Source organism: Chelativorans composti (genome assembly GCF_039541695.1).
Taxonomy (GTDB): Bacteria; Pseudomonadota; Alphaproteobacteria; order Rhizobiales; family Rhizobiaceae; genus Chelativorans; species Chelativorans composti.
Window position 1 is genome coordinate 1 of record NZ_BAABGS010000059.1, and the last position, 21,542, is coordinate 21,542.

The window sequence follows — 21,542 nt, forward strand, 5'->3', positions numbered from 1 at the left end:
CATCGCCATCTTGATGTTGGCAAGATCAACACCAGACCCATCCGCCTTCACACGCGGCTTCACATTCGAATCTATAACCCGCTTCACGGGAACAAGGACTTTCATATCACTCGAACTCCATGATCAGTTCGTCCACGGCCAGGCTCTTTCCCGGTTCGGCGCTGATGAGCTTCACGACCCCGCGACGCTCGGCGCGAAGCACATTTTCCATCTTCATCGCTTCCACGGTGCAGAGAACCTGTCCCTCCTCCACAGTGTCGCCGACCTTCACGGCAATCGACGTAATGACGCCCGGCATCGGACACAGAAGCATCTTCGAGGTGTCCGGCGGCAGCTTTTCCGGCATCAGGCGGGCAAGCTCGGCGACGCGCGGGCTGCGCACCCGGGCGACCACGTCAATGCCTCGCCAGCGCAGGCGCCAGCCGGAACCCGAGCCGTTGGTGCCCGTCTTCACGCCCATGCGCTCGCCGCCGACCGTGAAGACGGCATGGGTGCGGCCGGGCAGCCAGTCGCTGGCTACGGTCACAACGCCATCCGCGAAGGAAACGTTCATCGTGTCCTCGCCGGCATCCTCGACCTTCACGGGCAGCTCATGGCCCGCGAGGGTGACGACCCATTCGTCCGCCACGCGGCGGGCGTGGTTGGCGAGGGCGCCGGAGATCTGTACGGCCCGCCTTTCCGAGCGGATGTGCATGACCGCGGCCACCGCCGCGAGCTTGCGTACCTCCTCGGGACCGGGCGCCACACCCTTGAAGCCCTCGGGGAATTCCTCGGCGATGTAGGCGGTCGTGAGCCGACCCTCCCGGAAGCGATCCTGACGCATGACGGCGGCCAGGAACGGCAGGTTGTGGCCGATGCCCTCGACCTCGAAATCGTCCAGCGCGCGCGACATGGCCTCGATCGCGGAGAGGCGATCCGGGCCCCAGGTGCAGAGCTTGGCGATCATCGGGTCGTAGTACATCGAGATCTCGCCGCCCTCGAAGACACCCGTGTCGTTGCGGACGATGGCACCATCCGCATGCTGGCCTTCCACCGGCGGCCGGTAGCGGCGCAGACGGCCGATGGAGGGCAGGAAGTTGCGGTACGGATCCTCCGCATATAGACGGCTCTCGATGGCCCAGCCGTTGAGCTTCACGTCCTCCTGGCGGATGCGCAGCGGCTCGCCGGCGGCGATGCGGATCATCTCCTCGACGAGGTCGAGGCCCGTAATCAGCTCCGTCACCGGATGCTCGACCTGCAGGCGGGTGTTCATCTCGAGGAAGTAGAAGTTGCGGTCGCCATCGACGATGAACTCGACCGTGCCGGCGGAAGCGTAGCCCACGGCCCTGGCAAGGGCCACCGCCTGCTCGCCCATGGCCCGGCGGGTAGCCTCATCCAGGAACGGAGACGGGGCCTCCTCGATGATCTTCTGGTTGCGGCGCTGGATCGAGCACTCGCGCTCGCCGAGATAGATCACGTTGCCGTGCAGGTCGCCCAGGACCTGGATCTCGATGTGGCGCGGCTGGGTGACGAATTTCTCGATGAAGATGCGGTCGTCGCCGAAGGAGGACTTCGCCTCGTTGCGCGAGAGCTGGAAGCCTTCGCGGGCCTCCTCGTCGTTCCAGGCAATACGCATGCCCTTGCCGCCACCGCCGGCGGAGGCCTTGATCATCACCGGATAGCCGATGGAACGAGCGATCGCCACGGCGTGGTCGGCGTCCTCGATCAGGCCCATGTGGCCGGGAACGGTGTTGACGCCGGCCTCGGCCGCGAGCTTCTTCGAGGTGATCTTGTCGCCCATGGCCCCGATGGCCGACGGGGGCGGACCGATGAAGGTCACGTTCTCGGCGCGCAGCGCATCCGCGAAGAGCGGGTTCTCCGAGAGAAAGCCGTAGCCCGGATGGACGGCGTCCGCGCCGGTCTGGCGGATCGCATCAAGGATCTTGTCGATCACGATGTAGGACTGGTTGGCAGGCGGCGGGCCGATGTGGACGGCCTCGTCAGCCATGCGGACATGGAGGGCGTCGCGGTCGGCGTCGGAATAGACGGCGACGGTCGCGATGCCGAGCTTCCTGGCTGTCTTGATGACGCGGCAGGCGATTTCACCGCGGTTGGCAATGAGGATCCTCTTGAACATCGTTCAGCCTATAGCGGGATCGTGTCGTGCTTCTTCCACGGGCTTTCGACCCGCTTGTTGCGCAGGGCGGCGAAGGCGCGGGCGATGCGGCGGCGCGACGAGTGCGGCATGATCACCTCATCGATGAAACCACGCTCCGCAGCCTTGAACGGGTTGGCGAACCGCTCCTCATATTCGGCCGTGCGGCGGGCGATCTTCTCGGGATCGCCCAACTCGGAGCGATAAAGGATCTCCGCCGCACCCTTGGCGCCCATCACGGCGATCTCGGCGGTCGGCCAGGCGTAGTTGATGTCCGCGCCGATGTGCTTGGAAGCCATGACATCATAGGCGCCGCCATAGGCCTTGCGGGTGATCAGGGTCACCATCGGTACCGTGGCCTGGCTGTAGGCGAAGAGAAGCTTGGCGCCATGCTTGATGACGCCGCCATACTCCTGCGCAGTGCCCGGCAGGAAGCCCGGCACGTCCACCAGCGTCAGGATCGGAATGTTGAAGGCGTCGCAGAAGCGGACGAAGCGGGCCGCCTTGCGGGAGGCGTCGATGTCCAGGCAGCCGGCGAGAACCATCGGCTGGTTGGCAACCACGCCCACCGTCTGGCCTTCCATGCGGATGAAGCCGGTGATGATGTTCCTGGCGAAGGCTTCCTGGATCTCGAAGAAGTCGCCCTCATCGGCCAGCGCGTTGATCAACTCCTTCATGTCGTAAGGGTTGGTCGGGCTGTCCGGGACGAGCGTGTCAAGCGCCATCTCGACGCGGGACGGATCGTCGTAGAAGGGCCGGACCGGCGGCTGCGCCCGGTTGTTGAGCGGCAGGAAGTCGAACAGGCGGCGGACGCCTTCGAGTGCCTCTATGTCATTGTCATAGGCGCCGTCGGCGACGGAGGATTTCTTGGTATGCGTGGTCGCGCCGCCCAGCTCCTCGGCCGTGACGATCTCGTTGGTGACGGTCTTCACCACGTCGGGGCCGGTGACGAACATGTAGGAGGAGTCGCGCACCATGAAAATGAAATCGGTCATGGCCGGGGAATAGACCGCACCGCCGGCGCAGGGGCCCATGATGACCGAAATCTGCGGGATGACGCCAGAGGCGTCCACGTTGCGCTTGAAGACCTCGGCATAGCCCGCGAGCGAGGCCACACCCTCCTGGATGCGGGCGCCGCCGGAGTCGTTGAGGCCGATGACGGGCGCGCCGTTCTTCATGGCCATGTCCATGATCTTGCAGATCTTCTGGGCATGGGTCTCGGACAGCGAACCGCCGAGGACGGTGAAATCCTGGCTGAAGACATAGACCTGGCGGCCGTTGATGGTGCCCCAGCCGGTCACCACGCCATCGCCGGCGATCTTCTGTTCGGCCATGCCGAAGTCCGTCGCGCGGTGCGTGACGAACATGTCGAATTCTTCAAAAGAGCCTTCGTCGAGCAGCACCTCGATGCGCTCGCGGGCAGTAAGCTTGCCTTTCGCGTGCTGCGCATCGATGCGGCGCTGGCCGCCGCCAAGGCGCGCCTGCTTGCGGCGCTCCTCCAGTTGTTCCAGAACGGCCCGCATCAATTCTCCTCCCGTTCGGCGCGGACGCGGCTTCCTGCCACGAAGAGCAGGGCGGCCAGCGCCGCCTTCATGATGTCACCCGGAATAAAGGGAAACAGGCCCATAGCCAACAGCGGTTTGTCAAAGCCGATCACGAAACCGAGCCAAAGAAGGCCGGTGGGATAAACCGCCGCACCCGCCACAAGCCCCGCCAGAACGGCAGTGAGGACGCTGCGTCCGGCACCAAGGCGGAACAGCGCACCGGCAACGAGGGCCTGAAGCACGAAGCCCACGAGGAAACCGCCCGTGGGACCGGCCATATAGGCGAGTCCCAGGCCCTGCTGGGGCGCGCCCGCGAAGACCGGAAGGCCAGCGGCACCCTCTGCCAGATAGGCGAGAACGGCGGCCGCACCGCGCACCGGCCCCAGGAACATGCCAAGCGCAATCACCGCCAGGGTCTGCATGGACATCGGAACGGGGAAGAACGGAACGGAAATCCTGGCGGACACCGCCAGCAGCAGCGAACCGCCAATGATGAGACCTGCCTGTGCCAGCGCCGAGCGGCTGCGGGGTCCCAGTACGGATTCATAGAGGATCATTTGCGCTCCATGACGGGAGAAGAAAATGAATTCTCCCCTGCATATGCAGACGCTGAAAAATTTATAGACTTGAAATTGTGCATAGGTGGAGGCTTAATAATTGCGAATAGCAAATTGCGAAATTGCAAATGTCCTACGGCAAGCTCTTCATCGGCCGAAAGGTGCGCGACCTGCGCGAGGCCAACCGGTTCACGCAGGCGGCGTTCGCCGAGCGTCTCGGCATTTCCACCAGTTATCTCAATCAGATAGAAAACAACCAGCGGCCCGTGTCCGCCGCCGTGCTGCTGGCGCTGGCGGAAAAGTTCCAGGTGGATATCAGTTCGCTCGCATCGGGCGATGACGACCGTCTGCTTTCCGCGCTTGTGGAAACGCTCGCGGATCCCATCTTCGGCGGTTATTCGCCCAGCTTGCAGGAACTGAAGCTGGTGGTGCAGAACGCGCCGGGCTTCGCCCACTCGCTGCTGGCTTGCCACCAGGCCTACCGGCGCACCAGCGAACAGTTGGCGAGTTTCGACAACCAGCTCGGCCGGTCCAGCGTGCTCACCGAGCCGACGGCCTTCGAGGAAGTCCGCGACTTCTTCCACTTCGTCGACAACTACATCCACGACCTCGACGTGGCTGCCGAACAGCTGGCCGGACAGCTCGGCCTGCCGGAACGGAACGCGGAAGCGGCGATCGCCGAATATCTGGAAAAGACGCATGGCGTGCGGATCATGCGGGCACCGCCGGGCGACGACTTCCTGAGGCGTTTCGACCCGCAGGCACGCGTGCTGTTCCTCAACTCCTATTCGCCGCCCGCCACGCGCACGTTCCAGATGGCCTACCAGATCGCCGCGCTCGAACAGCAGGAGGCGATCCAGCGAGTCATCACCAATGCCGACTTCCGCACCACCGAGGCGGCGGAGATTTGCAAGATCGGCCTGCAGAATTATTTCGCCGGGGCCCTGATCCTGCCTTATCAGGTCTTCATGACCTCCGCGAAGGAGCTGCGGCATGACCTTGAGCTGCTGGCCGCGCGCTTCGGGGCCAGCCTCGAGCAGGTCTCGCACCGGCTTTCGACCTTGCAGCGACCGGGCATGAAAGGGGTGCCGGTCTTCTTCGCCACGATCGACCGGGCGGGCAACATCACCAAGCGACATTCGGCGGCGAAGCTGCAGTTCGCGCGGTTCGGCGCGGCCTGTCCGCTATGGAACGCGCACCAGGCCTTCGAGACGCCCGGAAAGATCATCCGCCAGCTCGCGGAGACTCCGGACGGGGTCCGGTACCTCTCCATCGCCACGGAGATCAACAAGACGGTCGGCGGCTACCGGGCGCCGCACCGGCGCTATGCCATCGCGCTCGGCTGCGAGGTTTCCTACGCGAAGGACTTCGTCTACGCGGACGGGCTGGACCTCAACAATCAGGACATGTTCGAGCCGATCGGCATTTCGTGCCGAATCTGCGAGCGCACGAACTGTCCGCAGCGCGCCGTGCCGCCGCTCAAGGCAAAGCTGTCGATCCCGCCGAACAGCCGGTCGATCCAGCCCTACATCATTCCGTAGGGCAAGGTCGGGCTGCGCCCGATCACCCGCGGCTGCGGGCGGCGATGACCTCGACCTCGACCTTGAACTCCTCGCGGCTGAAGCCGGAGACGATCATGAGGGTCGAGGCGGGCGACGGTTTCGGGAAGAGCCGGTCGCGGACAGCCATGTAGGGCTGCATGTAGGCCCGGTCGGTGACGTAGGAGTTGATGCGGACGACGTCCGTCAGGGACATGCCGGCCGCTTCCAGGATGGACTGGACGTTGCGGAAGCAGAGTTCGGCCTGCTCGCCCGCATCCTCGGGAACCGGCTGGCCGGGGCGAATGCCCAGTTGGCCCGAGCAGAACACCAGATCCGCCCCGGCCTTCACGACCACGCCGTGGCTATAGGAGGCAAAGGGCGGGGGCATGTCCCCGGGAAGGAGATGCTGAAGCGTCGGTGACTGTTCGGTCATGGTGCCTGCCCCTCTTGATTGCGCCGACCCGTGATGGAGCAAGCGCCGGAGCCCGTCAAGCGGAAGCTCATGGCCATGATCCGAAGGCATCCGGCCGCTCCGATGCAGCCGCTACGGCGCGAGCCATGACCGGGTCGCAACGACCCTTGCATTGCTGGCGGTTGCTCCGACGCCGGCAAACGAGTAATCCGCCCTCACACGCATCAGCACCGCGGTCCGCCAGGATCGGATACTCCGGTTTCCCCCTCCTCCGCACCGATGGTCGCTGCTCCCAACCCGGTCCCTGCTCCGGCGGACCACACCCGAAAGCCTGAGGCCATGCCAATCAAGGTAGATAGAGACGGATTGAAGCGCACTGCCCTCACAATGGTCATCGCGGCCGTGGGGGTTCTGTTCTTCGAGGTATTCAATCTGCCCCTGCCCTTTCTGTTCGGTCCCATGGCGGCCTGCCTGATCGCGGCGCTGGCGGGCGTCCGGCTCAAGGCGTCAAAGCCGTTCAGCGTCGGCGCGCGCACCATCCTGGGCGTCGCCATCGGCGCCAGCATCACGCCGGCTCTGCTCGCGAAAATGCCGGAAATGGCGCCGACGCTGATCATGGTGCCGATCTATGTGGCGGTGATCGGTGCGGTGGGCATGCCGTTCTTCATCAAAGTCTTCGGCTATGACCGGGCCACGGCCTATTTCGCCTCCATGCCGGGCGGACTTCAGGACATGGTGATCCTCGGCAAGGAAGCCGGCGGAAACGCCCGCAGCATCTCGCTGGTGCAGGCCTCGCGCCTGCTGATTCTCACCACGGTCATCCCGGTGCTGCTATCAAGGCTCTACGGGGTGGAGTTCAACCGACCCATCGGCACGCACATCTGGGACATGCCCATCTATGAGCTTGCGGTGATGGCGGTGGCAGCCGTCGCCGGCTGGCAGATCGCCGTGAAGCTCAGGCTGTTCGGCGCTTCGATCCTGGGGCCGTTCCTGCTCTCCGGTCTTCTGTCGATCTTGGGCGTGCTGCATTTCCGCCCGCCGTCGGAGGCGATCCTGTTTGCGCAGTTCTTCGTCGGCACCGGCATCGGCGTCCACTACGTGGGCACCACGATGCAGGAACTGCGGCACGACGTGGTGGCGGGCGTGGCGTTCGCGCTGGTGCTCGCGGTGCTCACCACAATCTTCACCTCTATCGCCCACTGGGTAGGCGGCGCGCCGGGCGTGGAAGCCTTCCTCTCCTTCGCGCCGGGCGGCCAGGCGGAAATGGCGGTGCTGGCCATCGTGACGGGCGGCGACCTCGGCTTCGTGGTTCTGCACCACGTCGCGCGCGTGGTGACGGTCGTGGTCGGCGCGCCCGTCATGGCAGGACGCCTCGTGCCCGGGAAAGATAGCGAATAACGCCCGGAAAGCGGCCTCACCCGGAACATACGGGCCTGCCGTTCGAGCCTGATCTCAGACGGGGAAGCCGTGGCGGCGGACGAGCGCCCATATCCGCCGGTTGATCGCCGTGATGGAGGAGATGCAGGTCTGGATGCGGGCTATCTCCCTGTCGTCCAGACGCTCGACCTTGCCGTACTTGATCTCGCTCTTGTCCTCGAAGATGCGCATGAGCTGCGTCACGCCCTGCCCGCTCTCCGGGTCGAAGGAGTAAATGCAGTGGTTGAACTTGTTGCGCAACGCCGCTTCGCGGCCGAGGCTCGAGGTCAGCGCCAGGATTTCCTCGCGCAGCGGCTGCGGCGTCTTCGACATCTTGGCAAGCCGCTCGACCAGATCGATGCGCGCACGGGTGGTGTTGAGCGTTAGGAAGATGACGATCGCCGTCTCCTTGTCCACACGTGCCAGGCCGGCGATCAGATAGATCAGAAGGCTCTCGGTATTGGTCCAGGTGTAGTTCAGCTGACCGATCAGCAGGAGGATATCCTGCATGGAAACACCCTTGCGGGTGCCGTTTGCCTGATCTTGCGGGCGGCTCGTGCGTGTTTGCAGGTCCATCGGCCTATCCTGTTACCTGCAGAAGAGTACTCCAGACGCAGTGCCGCGCAAATCAGCCGAAGGTGGTAGGCGCGGCCGGCTGCCACACCTCGAAAGCGGGAGGGCACCCCCCCAAAGCCGCCCAATTACGGGTGACCGCACAGGGGGTGTACACCCAACTGCGATCTTATGTCCCGGAAATGCAACCGTCACACTCCCTCCTCGAAGATCCGGCTCGGACCGGCTGCCTGCTCTGCACACGGACGTGTTGGGGCACTGAATGGGGAACCGTGGCAGTCAAGCAGCATCGCCGTGATCTTCCGGCTCAACGAGCAAAGGGAGGAGAGCACAGCAAACCATGGATCAGACGTGCATGAAGCGCCGCCTGTGAAAACAGCGGCCACGCAATCACCCTCACATCAACATCCGCACGGCGAAAGTCCCCAGAGGAGATGAATTGGGGTCATGCCGTAGCGGTTCTTACCGGAGGTGAAGACCATGGGTAAGTCCAGATATAACAACTACTACGATCCTAAGGGTAAAGGACCGTATTCCGGCGACCCGTCTCAGGAACAAGACCAGACCCAAACGCAGGACCAGACTCAGTCCCAGGATCAAACCAGCACCACTGACACCAGCTCCAGTTCCGATTCTCTCGGAGCCGGCGTGGGTCTCGGCGCTGGCGCGGGCCTGGGCGTCGGCCTGGCGGGGGCTGGGGCCGGCGCAGTTGCCGGGGCCGGTGCTGGCGCGCATAGCTCCAGCGTTGGCCTGAATGCCAATGGCAACTTCAACGCGAACGGCAATCTCAACGCCAATGCCAACCTGAATACCACCACGGTTGACGTGGGCGTTGCCGTCGATCTCACCGGCTACGAGCCGAGCGACGACGACTTTGCCGACATCGATCTGCACGATCAGGCCAAGATCGAGCAGATGTTCAACGTCAACTTCGAGAACGTGCTGAACGGCGCGCTGACCGGAAGCGGCAACGATGTTGGCAACGCGATCAACCAGATCGCCAACATCTCGGACGACGACTACCTCAAGAACGCCGAGGTCAAGAACAACGACCACTTCCAGCAGGACCTGGCAGCCAATGGCGGCCACGCCTTTGCCTCGGACGGCATTGACGCCGGTGGCAGCGGCGGCGATGGCGGCAGCGATGCGAACGCCAACGGCGGTTTCGCCAAGAACTTCGGCGATGCCTTCAGCGGCGGCGCAACCGCTGGCAACGGTTCCGGCGGAGCAGCCACAAGCACAGCCTCTGGCGGTGCCGGCGGCGCAGGCGCTGCGACCGGCGGTTACGGCGGCGCCTCGAATGCCACCAGCAGCACCAGCAACGGCGCATCTTCTGAAGGCGGCCGCGGCGAAGGCGGCACGGGTGGCGCTGGCGGCTATGGCGCCGGTCTGGGCCTGGGTCTCGGCCTCGGCCTTGGTCTCGGCGCGGGCCTCGGCGGTGCAGGCGCAGCCGGCGGCGATGCCGACGGAGCCAATGGCGGCAGCGGCGCGACCGGAGACTCCGGTGACGGCGGCGCAGCGACCGACGCTGGCGATGCAGGCTCGATCGGCCTCGGCCTTGGCGGCCTGCTCGGCCTGAACCTGCCGTTCGGCGACGTGACCGGTGGCGACAACACTGCCGGCAACTCCGGTAACGCAACCGGCGGCGCAGGCGGCAACGGCGGCTCAACCACGGCCGGCGATGGCGGCTTCGGCGGCGCGGGGAGCGGCGTAGCCTCCGCTAACGCAAGCGCTAACGGCAGCGGTGTTGGCACCGGCGGTGATGGCGGTGCGGCCTCGGGTGGCACGGGTGGCTTCTCGGCCATCGGCGACACGATCGGCGGAGCCGCGATGTCTGCCGGCGGCAACGGTGGCGATGCGGCTTCCATGGGCGGCGCAGGCGCAGAAGCGCTCAGCGGCGCATGGTCGACCGGACTCGGTGGCAGCGCCCTCACGGGATGGGCAGCTGGCGGCAGCGCCAATGGCGGGGCCGGCGGTGTAGCCTTCACCGGTGACGGCGGTGCTGGCGGCGACGGCGGCATGTGGGGATCCAATGTCGGCGACGACGCCTTCATCAACGGCTACAGCACGGCCAGCGCCGATGCGGTCATCGATACGAGCGCCTTCAACCAGCACATCGTGATGGGTGCCAACCTGCAGCAGAACGCGGTCGACATGACCGTTGTAGGCGGCGACCTCACCAGCACGGTTATCGGCGAGGACGACGACGCATCAGCCTGATCAACGACTTCAACACCTGAATCGCCAATACCCAGGAATTGCGCGGGCGACCGCGCAATTCCCCCAGTTAGATAACGATAAGAAATGACGGTGACTCCGTCCCAGGGAGGACGAGACCATGCTTTTGGACAAGACGTCGGAAGCCATCGCTCACTTCATCGGCCTGTTCGGCACAATCGTGGAGGATGCGCGAGAGCGGTTGATGTACGACGAGTTCCTTGCCTCCCGCCTGCTTGCCGACGATGGCACCCTGCCCGACATCAACGCGAGCTTCACCGTTTCGCACAAGCTCGAGGATTTCGTCCCCGGCGTCAATTGGCAGCCATCGACCATCGAGATCGTCAAGGGCAACGTCTCGTTCCTGCCGTTCCAGAAGATCGAGGTCGACATCGCGGCGCCTGACGCTGGCGTTTCCCAGCAGGCCGCCTACAAGGCGGGAGCGAGCGCAACGGTCTTCGGGCAACAGCTCATTCTTCCCGACATTCCGACGCTGGGGTCCGTCGCCAACTACATCAACCAAATGATCGGCCTCTCCGACGACGATTATTTCAGCGTCGGTGGAAATGGCCTCAAGTTTTCGCCTCCCCCGGTCGGCAACGAAGCCGTGCTGAAGCTCGCGGCCGAAGCCAGCGAGATGCTCTTCAATCCCGGCTCCGATGTTCCGGGCAGCCCCGAGGCGCTCAAGGAATTCGCCAGCGCGCTGCGCGACTATGTGGAGCGCATGGATCCCGATGCGGCCCCGGACAACGTATTCATCCACAACGACACGGTCATCACCGGCACCTATGTGAACGGGCAGCTGGTCGAGGAAGCCCCCAACCTGGATGACTTCTTCTCGCTCGACGCACGGCTGGAAGCCCTTCCCAGCATCGGCGATCCGCTGCCGAAGAACGCCAAGCTCACGGACGACGGGATCGTCGTGGTCGACCAGTCGGTCACCATCGAGATGGGCCAGAACACGCTGATCAACAGCGCGGTGCTCACCAACCTATGGACCGGAAGTCCGGTGATGGCAGTGGCGGGCGATCACACCGAGCTCAACGTCATCACGCAGGTCAACGCCTACGCGGACCAGGACTCGGTCAGCGCCATGCTCGAGGCATGGCATCAGGAGAGCAGCACCGAGACCTTCAACATCGCCAATTTCCAGCGCGTCGATCCGTTGGAGGAAGGGACGAGCGGGCAGGCGTCGGCGTCCTTCTTCCCCGAGCACTGGGTCGTCAAGACCATCGAGGGCGACCTGATGATCGTGAACTGGATGCAGCAGTTCACCTTCCAGTCGGATAACGACATCGGCATCGCCTCATCCTCGGGCGTCACGACCAAGATCTATGCCGGCAACAATACGGCGGTGAACACCATATCGATATACGAGCTCGGCACTGCCTATGACCTGATCGTGGTCGGCGGCTCGGTCTACGACATAAACGTCATTCAGCAGATGAACGTGCTGTATGACAACGACCTCGTCGGCACGGTCGAAGGCTTCCACACGTCCGGCCAGGGTGTCCACGACACATCCGGCAACCTGCTCTGGAACGAGGCGCACATCTACAACATCGGCGGAGCCGACCGCTTCCAGACGATGCCGGACGAGTACCGCGATGCCGTGCAGAAGATGATCGACGGCGATTTTTCGCCCAATGCCCTGCTCAACGATCCGATGTTCGCGGACGCGCCTGCCCTGCGGGTTCTCTACATCGATGGCAACCTCTTCGACATTCAGTCGATCCGGCAGGTCAACATACTGGGCGATGCCGATCAGCTGGCGCTCGCCATGAACGAGTCAGGCTTCTTCGACACCAGCGACTGGACCATCACCACGGGCAACAATGCCCTCATCAACCTGGCCGCAATCACCGACATGGATTCGCTCGGCATCACCTATGTCGGCGGACAGCAATATTCCCAGGAGCTGCTCGTCCAGGCCGATATCATCAGCACGTCGCCGGAGTTCGGCTGGCAAGACCCCGACGCGCTGGTGAACGAGGCAGTCGCGTTCCTGAGCGACGACCTGGATGGCAGCGACAGCGACCCCTATTCCGGCAACAGCGAACTCAACCCCCACGTCCATTACGACGACGGCGTCCAGAGCATGCTCGCCTGAGCGCCTAAGGCGCCATGTCCGCGTGGTCACAACCGAGGTATGCACATGTCCGGAAATCAAAGTGACAAGCTTCCCGGCAACGGAGCCGGAAACGGCAGTCACACCCGGTCGCTGGCAGAAGCCCTGAAGGCACTTGACCCGGAAATCGAAGAAGAGCTGAAAAGTCTTGACAATGCACTGGGGGAACTTCGCGACGCGGCAACCGTGGACCGGATGGCCGCAGCCGCTGCCGGCAAACCGGCGGCCGGAGCTTCCGCAACCTCAAAGACGCTTGGCGGCAAAGGACGGGCCGCCCCCGGCCCCACGGCGCAGGCTTCCCTCAAGACGGCCATGTGCGGACGGGCCACGAATTTTCACATCCCCTTCTCGCCCATGCCGGGCCTGTGGCGTGCCTCCGCCACAACCGCTCCGCAGGGGACGCAGGTTTCCCGGCAGGCGGCACAGCCCTCTCCACAGCCGAGGGAGCGACCCGAAGAGACCGCAACAACAACAACAACAGCAACAGCAACGGCGACTGCTACCGCTTCCAAGGTCGAGATCCTGACAGGAGAGGCACAGCAGGCACGAACGGGCCAGGGCCCGCAGGCGGAAGCACGGCGCCAGCCCGAAGGGATGATCACGATTGACGGGGACAACGGCCCCATCATGGCGCGCAAACCGCCCTCACCCGCCAGTGGCGGAAAGGGCGGCGGCGGCCCCGGTTCGCCCACGAAAAGCACCTTCCACCAGCGCCTGACGCCGATCGAGTTCACCGCCGTCCTAAAGTCGGCGATGCGCACGATCCGCCATAACCTGGCGATCGTGATGGTGTTTACCGTGGCCTGCAATGTGCTGGTGCTGGCGATCCCGATCTATCTGTTCCAGATTTCCGACCGGGTGCTCACCAGCCAGTCCACCGACACGCTGATCATGCTGACGATCGTCATCGTCGGTGCCATCCTGTTGCAGGCGGCCTTCGACGCTGTGCGACGCGTCATCCTGATGCGAACGGCCGTGGAGTTCGCCGCACAGCTCGGCGCGCCGGTGCTGAGCGCGGCAGCGCGGGCAGCGCTCCACAGCAACGGGAAGGAATATCAGACGCTCGGGGACCTCCAGCAGGTGCGCTCGTTCCTGGTGTCGCGGACGCTGCTTTCCTTCCTCGACGCGCCGATCGCGCCGCTCTTCGTGCTTGCGATCTTTCTGATCCACCCGCATCTCGGCTGGCTGGTGGTGCTGACGGCGGTGATCCTGCTCGCCATCACGCTCCTGAACCAACGGGCGACGGCGAAGCCATTCAGCGAGGCCAACGCCGCGCAGGTGAAGGCGAACCTGCATCTCGACTCCATGTCGCGCAATTCGCAGATCATCAACGCGCTGGCGATGATCCCGGAGGCCGTAGGCATCTGGGGGAAGGACACGGCAGCTTCACTCACCCACCAGGTGGCCGCGCAGGACCGCAATGTCCTCTTCGCCTCCATTTCCAAGGCCGCGCGGCTTCTGACGCAAGTGGCAATGCTCGGATGGGGCGCGTTTCTGGCCATCCAAGGAGAAATTACCGGCGGCATGGTGATCGCAGCCTCGATCATCGGCGGGCGAGCGCTCGCCCCGATCGAAGGCGCCATCGAGGGCTGGAACCAGTTCAGCCAGTCCCGGGCGGCCTACCAGCGCATCACCAGCCTACTCAATTCCTCGCCGCTCAATTTCGAGCGCCTGAAGCTGCCCAAGCCCGAGGGCCGGCTTGACGTGGAACGCCTGCTCTACGTGCCGCCGGGAACCAAGCGGGTGGTGCTCAACGGCGTTACCTTCTCGCTAAAGCCCGGCGAGTCGCTCGCCATCATCGGAAATTCCGGCGCCGGCAAAACGACGCTCGGCAAGATGCTGGTCGGCTCCATCCTGCCCACTTCGGGCAACGTGCGGCTCGACCTCATGGACCTGCGCAACTGGGACCACCGGCAGTTTGGCGAGAACATCGGCTACCTGCCGCAGGACGTGCAGCTGTTCCCCGGCACGATCAAGGCCAACATCGCGCGGATGCGACCGGACGCGTCGGACCAGCAGATCTACGAAGCCGCAGCGCTGGCCGACGTGCACGAGATGATCGCGAGCCTCCCACACGGCTACGAAACTGTGGTGGCGGCGGACGGCTCACCGCTTTCAGGCGGTCAGAAGCAGCGCATCGCGCTCGCCCGCGCCTTCTTCGGCAATCCGCGCTTCGTGGTGCTGGACGAGCCCAACTCCAATCTGGACAGCGCCGGCGATCTCGCGCTGATGCGCGCGCTTCAGCACGCGAAGGGAAACGGCATCACAGTCGTCACCATCACGCAGCGCCCGTCGCTGCTGCAGCAGGTGGACAAGGTGCTTCTGCTCGTCAACGGCACGGTGGCACTGTTCGGTGCCCGCAACGACGTACTGCAGGCGCTCGCGAGCAGAGGCATGCCGCTCGACGCCGGCACCGGTTCCTTTGGTCACCAGCAGATCGAGTAGACAACCATGACGGACCTGACTTACGCCAGCGCAACGGAATGGTACGCAGAGGTTCCACGCTCGATCCGGAAGCCGGCCATGGTGGGCTTCGTCCTGCTTATCGTGTGCTTCGGCGGCTTCTGCATCTGGGCGTTCACCGCACCGCTCGCCGCCGCGGTCATCACCCAGGGCCGTTTCGTGGCCACGGGACAGAACAAGATCGTCCAGCACTACGAGGGCGGCATCATCCAGCACATCCTGGCCCGCGAAGGCGACCAGGTGGCGCTCAACCAGCCGCTGATCAAGCTGGACGAGACAGCCGCGCGGGCGCGCCAGCGGCAGCTCTACCTGCGCCGCCTGCGGCTCGAGACCATGGCCGCGCGGCTCACCGCGCAGATCGGTGACGAGGGCACGTTCCAGCTGCCGGCTTCCGTCGAGGAAGCCATGGACGATCCGGAAATCCGCGAGATGGTGGAGTCGCAGCAACTGGCCTTCCACGTCTGGCGCGAGAAGCTCAACAACGAGACCAGCATTCTCGAGCAGAGCATCCGCTCGCTGGAGTTCCGCGCCGAGGGCTATGCCGAACACGAGAAGGCCATGCGGGAGCAGCTCGAGCTTTTCAACCAGGAGCTGGAGGGCAAGAAGGCCCTGCAGAAGAAGGGTTTGCTGCGGGCCACGGAGGTGATGGCGCTGCAAAGGGCCATCGCCCAAGCGATCGGCCAGCTTGGACAGCTCAGCGCCCAGGTGGCCGAGACGCGTGCGCAGGTCGTGAAGTTCCAGCAGGAGATCGAACAGACCAAGGGCGTACAGCGCGAAGCGGCGCTCAAGGAACTTCAGGAGGTGCAGGCTGAGCTCGACACGGTGCGCGAGCAGGAGCACGAAGCCAACACGGTGCTGAGGCGCGCGACGATCGACGCGCCGGTGGCCGGAACGGTCGTGCGGTCCTACTACCACACGCCCGGCGGAGTGATCGAAAGCGGCAAGCCGATCATGGAGATCCTCCCCGCCGACGTGCCGCTCATCATCGAGGCGCAGGTGAAGCGGACAGAGATCGACAACGTCCGGGTGGGCCAGAACGCCACCATCCGCCTCGTCGCGCTCAATCAGCGGACAACGCCCGTGCTGCACGGCAAGGTGTTCTATGTCTCGGCGGACGCCCTGCCCGCCGGGCAGAACTCACCCGGCCAGGAGTTCTACATTGCCCGCATCGAGCTGCCCGCCTCGGAGCTCGAACGGGTGCGCGGCTTCCGCCCGACGCCGGGCATGCCAGCGGAAGTCCTCATCCAGACCGCGGAACGCACATTCTTCAGTTATCTCGTGAAGCCCATCCAAGACTCGATGTCGCGTGCGTTCACGGAGCAGTAGGCAAGCCGGAAACACTGCTGCGTGACGCCCGTCTGCCTGACAGCGTTCAGGCAGACGGCGACATCATGTCCTGCGTTCCGGTTCGTCCCACGGAGACCGGAGAACAGCGGAGCGGGAGTCCCGCAGCTCGTGCCTGCTTCCATTCATCGCGTCATTCAGCGCGCCTCAACTGCGGGCCAGCACATTGCGGATGGCGAAATTGGACTGCACACGCAACACCCCCGGCAGTACCGCCAGTGTCCCCCGATGGATCTGCTCGAAATCCGCGGCATTGGCCACATTGACACGCAAGAGATAATCGGCGCCGCCCGTCATCAGGTAACACTCGCGGATCTCGGGATGCTTGCGCACTTCCGTCTCGAACCGGCGAAAGTATTCCTCCGTCTGCCGCTCCAGGGTGATCTGGATGATCACGGCGATCGACTTTTCCACCTCCTGGTCGTTCACCAGCGCCGTATAGCCGCGGATGACGCCCTCGCGCTCCATGATCGCCACACGCCGCAGGCAGGCGGAAGGCGACAGCCCCACCTCGGCGGCAAGATCGGCGTTGCTGATACGGGCGTTGCGCTTCAGAACGCGCAGGATGTGCCGGTCGACCTGGTCAAGTGCCCGCATGAGACTGCCTCCGCGCGAAACTCAAACGTTTGTTCATGGCGTCGAAGAAGATTTCAATAAACGGTACACAAATAGCATTTTCGACGACAGAATTGCAGGAAATTCCGAAGGATCTTCACTATGTTTAGGTCAATTCCACAGGGGAAGCACGGTTCCCCGAAAACGAGTCCAGGCTAGCAGCATGAAAGTCATCGTTCTCGGCGCGGGCGTTATCGGAACCACCACAGCCTATTACCTCGCAAAGGCGGGCCATCAGGTGACAGTGATCGAGCGCGAGGCCGGTCCTGCCCTGGAGACGAGCTTCGCCAATGCAGGGCAGATCTCGCCGGGCTATTCGACGCCGTGGGCGGCACCCGACATTCCGATGAAGGTGGCCAAGTGGATGTTCATGCGGCACGCGCCGCTGGTCATCCGGCCGGGCGCGGCGGTCAAGGCGGCGCCGTGGCTGCTCGCCATGCTGCGGAACTGCACAAAGGCGCGCTACGTTGTCAACAAGGGGCGCATGGTGCGGCTTGCCGAATACAGCCGCGACTGCCTGCGCCAGCTGCGTGCCGATATGGGGATCGAATACGACCACCGCTCCCTCGGAACGCTCCAGCTGTTCCGCACCGAGAAGCAGGTTGACGATGTGGCCAAGGACCTGCGCGTGCTGGAGGCGGACGGGGTGCCCTTCGAGATGCTGGACCGGAACGGCTGCGTGCGCGTGGAACCCGGCCTTGCCGGATCGCGCGACAAGATCGTCGGCGGCCTGCGGCTCCCCGATGACGAGACGGGCGACTGCTTCAAGTTCACCAATGCTCTGGCCGAAATCGCGCGCGGCCTTGGCGTCGAGTTCAGGACGGAAGTAACAATCGAGCGGCTGGCAACGGAGGGTGGCCGGATCCGGTCAGTCGTCACCTCGGCGGGAGAATTCGAGGCGGATGCCTTCGTTGCCGCCCTCGGCAGTTACACGCCTGCCATGTTGAAGACGCTGGGCCTGCGCATTCCGGTCATCCCGGTGAAGGGCTATTCCATCACCGTGCCGATCGTGGACGAGGCGAAAGCGCCGGTTTCCACCGTGATGGACGAGACCTACAAGACCGGCATCACCCGCCTTGGCGACCGCATCCGCGTGGGTGGCACAGCGGAAATCGCCGGCTTCAACCTCGACCTGCCGCGGAACCGCAGGGAGACGCTTGAGCTCTCGGTGAACGACCTGTTCACGGGGGCCGGCGACCTCAGCCAGGCGCAGTTCTGGACGGGCCTACGCCCGATGACGCCGGATTCCACGCCGATCGTCGGCGGCACCACCCGATACCCCAACCTGTACATAAACACGGGGCACGGGACGCTCGGCTGGACGATGGCCTGCGGCTCCGGCCGCGTGCTCGCAGACATCATCAGCGGCATCAAACCGGAGATCGAGACCGCCGATCTCGCCCTGTCGCGCTATGGCGCGTAAGGGACTGGCGAGCGCACTTCTTCATTGTGCCGAGAAAAAGCGCGGGCGGCCATGCCGTCCGGCCGCCGGTCCTCACTTCGCTTCCACGGGCATTTGACAGGCACCAGAGCGTACCTCATCCTTCTTGCGGAAGGCTGTGGGGCCAATGCCGATGCTGCTACGAAACCTTGCGCGTGTGATCTGGTGCGGAGTGGTTCTCGGGCTCGGACAAGCGGCGGCAGAGACTGTGCCTGACAAGCAGGCGCACGTGGGCCGGGTCTGCGCCCTCCTTCTTGAGGCGAGCACGCGACACGGCCTGCCGCCGGACTTCCTTGCCCGGTTGATCTGGAAGGAAAGCCTGTTCGATCCCAATGCTGTGAGCCCCAAGGGAGCGGAAGGCATTGCGCAGTTCATGCCGGGAACGGCAAGGCTGCGCGGCCTCGACGATCCGTTCGACATGGAGAAGGCGCTCGCCGCCTCCGCCGCCTACCTGGCGGAGCTGCGGCAGCGGTTCGGCAACCTCGGCCTTGCGGCGGCCGCCTACAATGCCGGGGAGGCGCGCGTGCGGCGCTGGCTGGACAGGGGCGGTTTTCTGCCGCTCGAGACGGAGACCTACGTGCTCCATATCCTAGGCCGCCCAGCCGACAGCTTCATCGGCAGCAGGGAGGACGATGTGCCGCCTCTTGATCCGGAGAAACCGTTTCCACAAGCGTGCGCGGCGCTTCCCGTGACGGCAGCAGCAATCGCCCCAATGGCCAGCATCCACACCAAGCCCTGGGGCATCCAGGTGGTCGGGCATTTCCGGCGGGATGTGGCGATCCGCATGTGGGAGCGGGCAAAACGGCGCATCAGAGCGCTGCAGCAGCACGAGCCGGTCGTCAGCCTGCCGCGGTCCGGCCGTGGGCGTCGCGGCATCTACGCCGTGCGGATCGGTGCGGACACCCGGCCGGAAGCCGAACGCATCTGCCAGCGCATCCGCAGCGATGGCGGCGCATGCGTGGTGCTCAAGAACTGAAGATGAAGGGCGAGAATGAAGCGGCCGCGGAGACTCCCCGGCCGCGAAACGTCAGATGACCGGCATGGATGGAGCGTCTTCCAGGGCCATGCGCTCATACAACGTAGGGATTCGCATTCCCACAGAATAGAATTCCGGGGCAGACTCGAGATCGACACCGGCTCGCTCAACCTTCGGCTGCCCGGCCGTTCCGACCGCCCTCATGCCATACGTGGTACCCGATGCCCCTTCGTTGCCCCGGTAATGACCGATCTCGCGATCGCCAACGGCTAATCCGTCCCCAGCCGGCGTCGGCGCATCATCCGGACTTTCAGGCACAGACCGCTTGGCCAACGCCACGCGGAGTTCCTCACGCTGGCCGTCGTCCGGGACCTCCTGGCCGACGGAGGCGGCGGTGTTACCGGACGCGTCCGCCAGGTTGTCTCCCGTAGCAGAGAACGCGGTGCCAGGATCCACCTGCTTCGCAACCGACAAAGCTGTGTCGTCCTGCGAAACCTCTTCCGCATTCGCGGTGTCAGTGCCGGCGTCATCGGTGCCGGCGTGATCAGCGCCGGTGTCCTCCGGCACTGAGCGCTTGCCTACGAAATGGGAGGCGCCTCCGAGCGTCACCTCACAGCCGTCTGTGGGCAGGTGCTCCGCAACAGTTGCGTCAAACGCGGTTCCGGCATCCTCAGCCTTCCCCACCGCATCGAACGCGGGAGGAGCGTCTTCAGGAGATTCCTCCCGCGGATCATGCCAGGGCAGGTCCGCTGGCTGACCTGCAAGGGACTCATGCGACCGCTCCGCGGCCCCGGCCGGCTCCAGCACGCTCACGTCTGACCCGGCACCGGCGAAAGCATCCTCACCGCGTGATCGGAGAGCCTGGAAGGAGCCTTCTGCCCCCTCCGAGCGGGCATCGGCTCCTTTACGGGCGTGGAAGATCTGCCTGCCAAGAGTGATGGCCGAATTCGCAATGACAATCTCGACGGGGTTCGAGTTTAATTCCATGTGCCGAATCCCGACGGTGAAACTCCCGTCCGTCGCAGCCACTCCCTCTCCGATCGCATATTCCGGCCCACCGTCAGCCCTTCTGACGTCACAGAGGACAATTGTCGAGCCAGCGAACGACGTATCGGAAAGGCTATCTCCTCCACTGCCCTCGCACCCACAGGTCGCATTATTGAAAGGTATCAACTGATCTTTACTCATTTACCCAATCCACAAAAACAATAACAATACCTACATAAACAGATTGATACGATACCATTCTTGTCTGGATCGCTTGAATATAAAAGAATTACAGCTAGAATTATTTCCGTTCAGATGACGAGACATTGATTGACGCTTCCCGACGTCAATCATTCCCATAGCCAGGCGGCAATCGCACCGCCCCAACACGGAAAGCGGGACAGGAACTGCGTCAACGCGCACATTCAGAAAGGGCAAGCGGGGCAGGCCGAACGAGAAAGGATGAGCTCCTTACCCGCCGATACCGGGAAGTCCGTCCAACGGGTCGTGGCGTGCGTTACATCCGCGCGGTGAAAGCACGACCGACGAAGCCAGACTCACTGGTCAATGCGACGACTGATGGGTAAGCGTGCAGACACAAAAGACATGACAAGAACCGGAAACAAAGGCCGGGGAAATCCCCCGGCCTGTATTGCTGTTCAGATGACCGGCAGAGCGGAACCTTCATCCAGAGCAAGAGGTTCGCTCTGTGACGGCAGCAATGAGATCAGCTGCCCGAGAATAGACAGAATCGGCACAGATTCACTCCCGCTGCCTTCATGCGCAATATCGGCCCCCTCCCCCACCCGTACCGGTACGCTCACGCTGAGCGTGACACTCGAGCCATCGGATTCGCACTGGTATTGGCCGATATCGCGATCACCGTCAGGTTCCTCCTCCCTCACACGCTGATGTACCGAAGCACTCATCCCGACCACCCAATCACCCGGCTCGCCTGCCTCCTGCCCCCATTCCACGATTTTGGCCAAGGCCGAGGCCTTTCTGCCACTTTCTGAATGCCCACCCTCGCCCCGAAAGGTCGAAGCGGACAATGTGGCGACTACCCTGGCGATACCGCCGTCATCCGTTTTGATCCACCCCCATTGAACGGGTCCACCTTGAAGTATGGTTTTGACCATGAAGGAGGACCACAATGGCCAACAAGCGACACAAGCCCGACGAGATCGTCACGAA

16 protein-coding genes and 1 pseudogene are annotated in these 21,542 nt (G+C 64.0%); 8 read left to right on the forward strand and 9 right to left on the reverse strand.

What is annotated here, in order from left to right:
* The 4 genes and pseudogenes from ABD906_RS10715 to ABD906_RS10730 form a co-directional block, all read right to left on the reverse strand.
* Positions 1-105, reverse strand: a pseudogene (locus tag ABD906_RS10715) (electron transfer flavoprotein subunit beta/FixA family protein); the annotation flags it as partial.
* 1 nt (position 106) lies between these two features.
* A complete protein-coding gene (locus ABD906_RS10720) occupies positions 107-2,116 on the reverse strand; it encodes an acetyl-CoA carboxylase biotin carboxylase subunit (protein ID WP_345099400.1) in 2,010 nt (669 codons plus the stop codon).
* A gap of 8 nt (positions 2,117-2,124) precedes the next feature.
* The gene (locus ABD906_RS10725; protein ID WP_345099401.1) at positions 2,125-3,657 is read right to left on the reverse strand and encodes an acyl-CoA carboxylase subunit beta; all 1,533 of its coding nucleotides are present in this window, start codon (positions 3,655-3,657) and stop codon (positions 2,125-2,127) included.
* Positions 3,657-4,235 (reverse strand): biotin transporter BioY, encoded by a 579-nt coding sequence (locus ABD906_RS10730; RefSeq protein WP_345099402.1) that lies wholly within the window; start codon positions 4,233-4,235, stop codon positions 3,657-3,659. The genes ABD906_RS10725 and ABD906_RS10730 overlap by 1 nt, the downstream gene beginning before the upstream one ends.
* Before the next feature lie 128 nt (positions 4,236-4,363).
* Here ABD906_RS10730 and ABD906_RS10735 point away from each other — a divergent pair, with 128 nt between their 5' ends.
* Positions 4,364-5,776, forward strand: a complete 1,413-nt coding sequence (locus ABD906_RS10735) for a helix-turn-helix domain-containing protein (protein WP_345099403.1) — start codon at positions 4,364-4,366, stop codon at positions 5,774-5,776.
* Positions 5,777-5,798: 22 nt separating this feature from the next.
* Here ABD906_RS10735 and ABD906_RS10740 read toward each other — a convergent pair whose 3' ends face one another.
* Entirely contained in the window at positions 5,799-6,209 is a 411-nt protein-coding gene (locus tag ABD906_RS10740; protein ID WP_345099404.1) for a RidA family protein, read from the reverse strand.
* Positions 6,210-6,554: 345 nt separating this feature from the next.
* Between ABD906_RS10740 and ABD906_RS10745 the strand changes: the two genes are divergently transcribed.
* Positions 6,555-7,586, forward strand: coding sequence for an AbrB family transcriptional regulator (locus ABD906_RS10745; RefSeq protein WP_345099405.1), 1,032 nt, complete (start codon positions 6,555-6,557; stop codon positions 7,584-7,586).
* 54 nt (positions 7,587-7,640) lie between these two features.
* On the opposite strand, the gene ABD906_RS10750 is transcribed toward ABD906_RS10745, so the two are convergent.
* Complete coding sequence (locus ABD906_RS10750; protein WP_345099415.1) at positions 7,641-8,114, reverse strand: hypothetical protein; 474 nt, start codon at positions 8,112-8,114, stop codon at positions 7,641-7,643.
* Positions 8,115-8,657: 543 nt separating this feature from the next.
* Between ABD906_RS10750 and ABD906_RS10755 the strand changes: the two genes are divergently transcribed.
* From ABD906_RS10755 to ABD906_RS10770, 4 genes are all read left to right on the forward strand, one after another.
* The gene (locus ABD906_RS10755; protein WP_345099406.1) at positions 8,658-10,397 is read left to right on the forward strand and encodes a hypothetical protein; all 1,740 of its coding nucleotides are present in this window, start codon (positions 8,658-8,660) and stop codon (positions 10,395-10,397) included.
* Positions 10,398-10,515: 118 nt separating this feature from the next.
* Positions 10,516-12,504: a hypothetical protein gene (locus ABD906_RS10760; RefSeq protein ID WP_345099407.1), complete on the forward strand. Its 1,989-nt coding sequence runs from the start codon at positions 10,516-10,518 to the stop codon at positions 12,502-12,504.
* A 372-nt stretch (positions 12,505-12,876) separates the two neighbouring features.
* Positions 12,877-14,967, forward strand: coding sequence for a type I secretion system permease/ATPase (locus ABD906_RS10765; RefSeq protein ID WP_417282019.1), 2,091 nt, complete (start codon positions 12,877-12,879; stop codon positions 14,965-14,967).
* A gap of 6 nt (positions 14,968-14,973) precedes the next feature.
* The gene (locus tag ABD906_RS10770; protein ID WP_345099409.1) at positions 14,974-16,311 is read left to right on the forward strand and encodes an HlyD family type I secretion periplasmic adaptor subunit; all 1,338 of its coding nucleotides are present in this window, start codon (positions 14,974-14,976) and stop codon (positions 16,309-16,311) included.
* Positions 16,312-16,476: 165 nt separating this feature from the next.
* Here ABD906_RS10770 and ABD906_RS10775 read toward each other — a convergent pair whose 3' ends face one another.
* Positions 16,477-16,926 (reverse strand): Lrp/AsnC family transcriptional regulator, encoded by a 450-nt coding sequence (locus ABD906_RS10775; RefSeq protein ID WP_345099410.1) that lies wholly within the window; start codon positions 16,924-16,926, stop codon positions 16,477-16,479.
* A 181-nt stretch (positions 16,927-17,107) separates the two neighbouring features.
* Between ABD906_RS10775 and ABD906_RS10780 the strand changes: the two genes are divergently transcribed.
* Together ABD906_RS10780 and ABD906_RS10785 are read left to right on the forward strand one after the other, a co-directional pair.
* Positions 17,108-18,367, forward strand: coding sequence for a D-amino acid dehydrogenase (locus tag ABD906_RS10780; protein ID WP_345099411.1), 1,260 nt, complete (start codon positions 17,108-17,110; stop codon positions 18,365-18,367).
* Between the two features lie 151 nt (positions 18,368-18,518).
* Entirely contained in the window at positions 18,519-19,361 is an 843-nt protein-coding gene (locus ABD906_RS10785) for a transglycosylase SLT domain-containing protein (protein ID WP_345099412.1), read from the forward strand.
* A gap of 51 nt (positions 19,362-19,412) precedes the next feature.
* Here ABD906_RS10785 and ABD906_RS10790 read toward each other — a convergent pair whose 3' ends face one another.
* Complete coding sequence (locus tag ABD906_RS10790) at positions 19,413-20,390, reverse strand: hypothetical protein (RefSeq protein WP_345099413.1); 978 nt, start codon at positions 20,388-20,390, stop codon at positions 19,413-19,415.
* Between the two features lie 617 nt (positions 20,391-21,007).
* A complete protein-coding gene (locus ABD906_RS10795) occupies positions 21,008-21,337 on the reverse strand; it encodes a hypothetical protein (protein WP_345099414.1) in 330 nt (109 codons plus the stop codon).
* Between the last annotated feature and the right edge of the window lie 205 nt (positions 21,338-21,542).

What these genes read in the sequence shown, in the direction of transcription:
- ABD906_RS10720 (WP_345099400.1), bottom strand. Translation starts at nt 2,116, where the DNA reads ATGTTCAAGAGGATCCTCATTGCCAACCGCGGTGAAATCGCCTGCCGC.
- ABD906_RS10725 (WP_345099401.1), bottom strand. Translation starts at nt 3,657, where the DNA reads ATGCGGGCCGTTCTGGAACAACTGGAGGAGCGCCGCAAGCAGGCGCGC.
- ABD906_RS10730 (WP_345099402.1), bottom strand. Translation starts at nt 4,235, where the DNA reads ATGATCCTCTATGAATCCGTACTGGGACCCCGCAGCCGCTCGGCGCTG.
- ABD906_RS10735 (WP_345099403.1), top strand. Translation starts at nt 4,364, where the DNA reads ATGTCCTACGGCAAGCTCTTCATCGGCCGAAAGGTGCGCGACCTGCGC.
- ABD906_RS10740 (WP_345099404.1), bottom strand. Translation starts at nt 6,209, where the DNA reads ATGACCGAACAGTCACCGACGCTTCAGCATCTCCTTCCCGGGGACATG.
- ABD906_RS10750 (WP_345099415.1), bottom strand. Translation starts at nt 8,114, where the DNA reads ATGCAGGATATCCTCCTGCTGATCGGTCAGCTGAACTACACCTGGACC.
- ABD906_RS10755 (WP_345099406.1), top strand. Translation starts at nt 8,658, where the DNA reads ATGGGTAAGTCCAGATATAACAACTACTACGATCCTAAGGGTAAAGGA.
- ABD906_RS10760 (WP_345099407.1), top strand. Translation starts at nt 10,516, where the DNA reads ATGCTTTTGGACAAGACGTCGGAAGCCATCGCTCACTTCATCGGCCTG.
- ABD906_RS10765 (WP_417282019.1), top strand. Translation starts at nt 12,877, where the DNA reads ATGCCGGGCCTGTGGCGTGCCTCCGCCACAACCGCTCCGCAGGGGACG.
- ABD906_RS10770 (WP_345099409.1), top strand. Translation starts at nt 14,974, where the DNA reads ATGACGGACCTGACTTACGCCAGCGCAACGGAATGGTACGCAGAGGTT.
- ABD906_RS10775 (WP_345099410.1), bottom strand. Translation starts at nt 16,926, where the DNA reads ATGCGGGCACTTGACCAGGTCGACCGGCACATCCTGCGCGTTCTGAAG.
- ABD906_RS10780 (WP_345099411.1), top strand. Translation starts at nt 17,108, where the DNA reads ATGAAAGTCATCGTTCTCGGCGCGGGCGTTATCGGAACCACCACAGCC.
- ABD906_RS10785 (WP_345099412.1), top strand. Translation starts at nt 18,519, where the DNA reads ATGCTGCTACGAAACCTTGCGCGTGTGATCTGGTGCGGAGTGGTTCTC.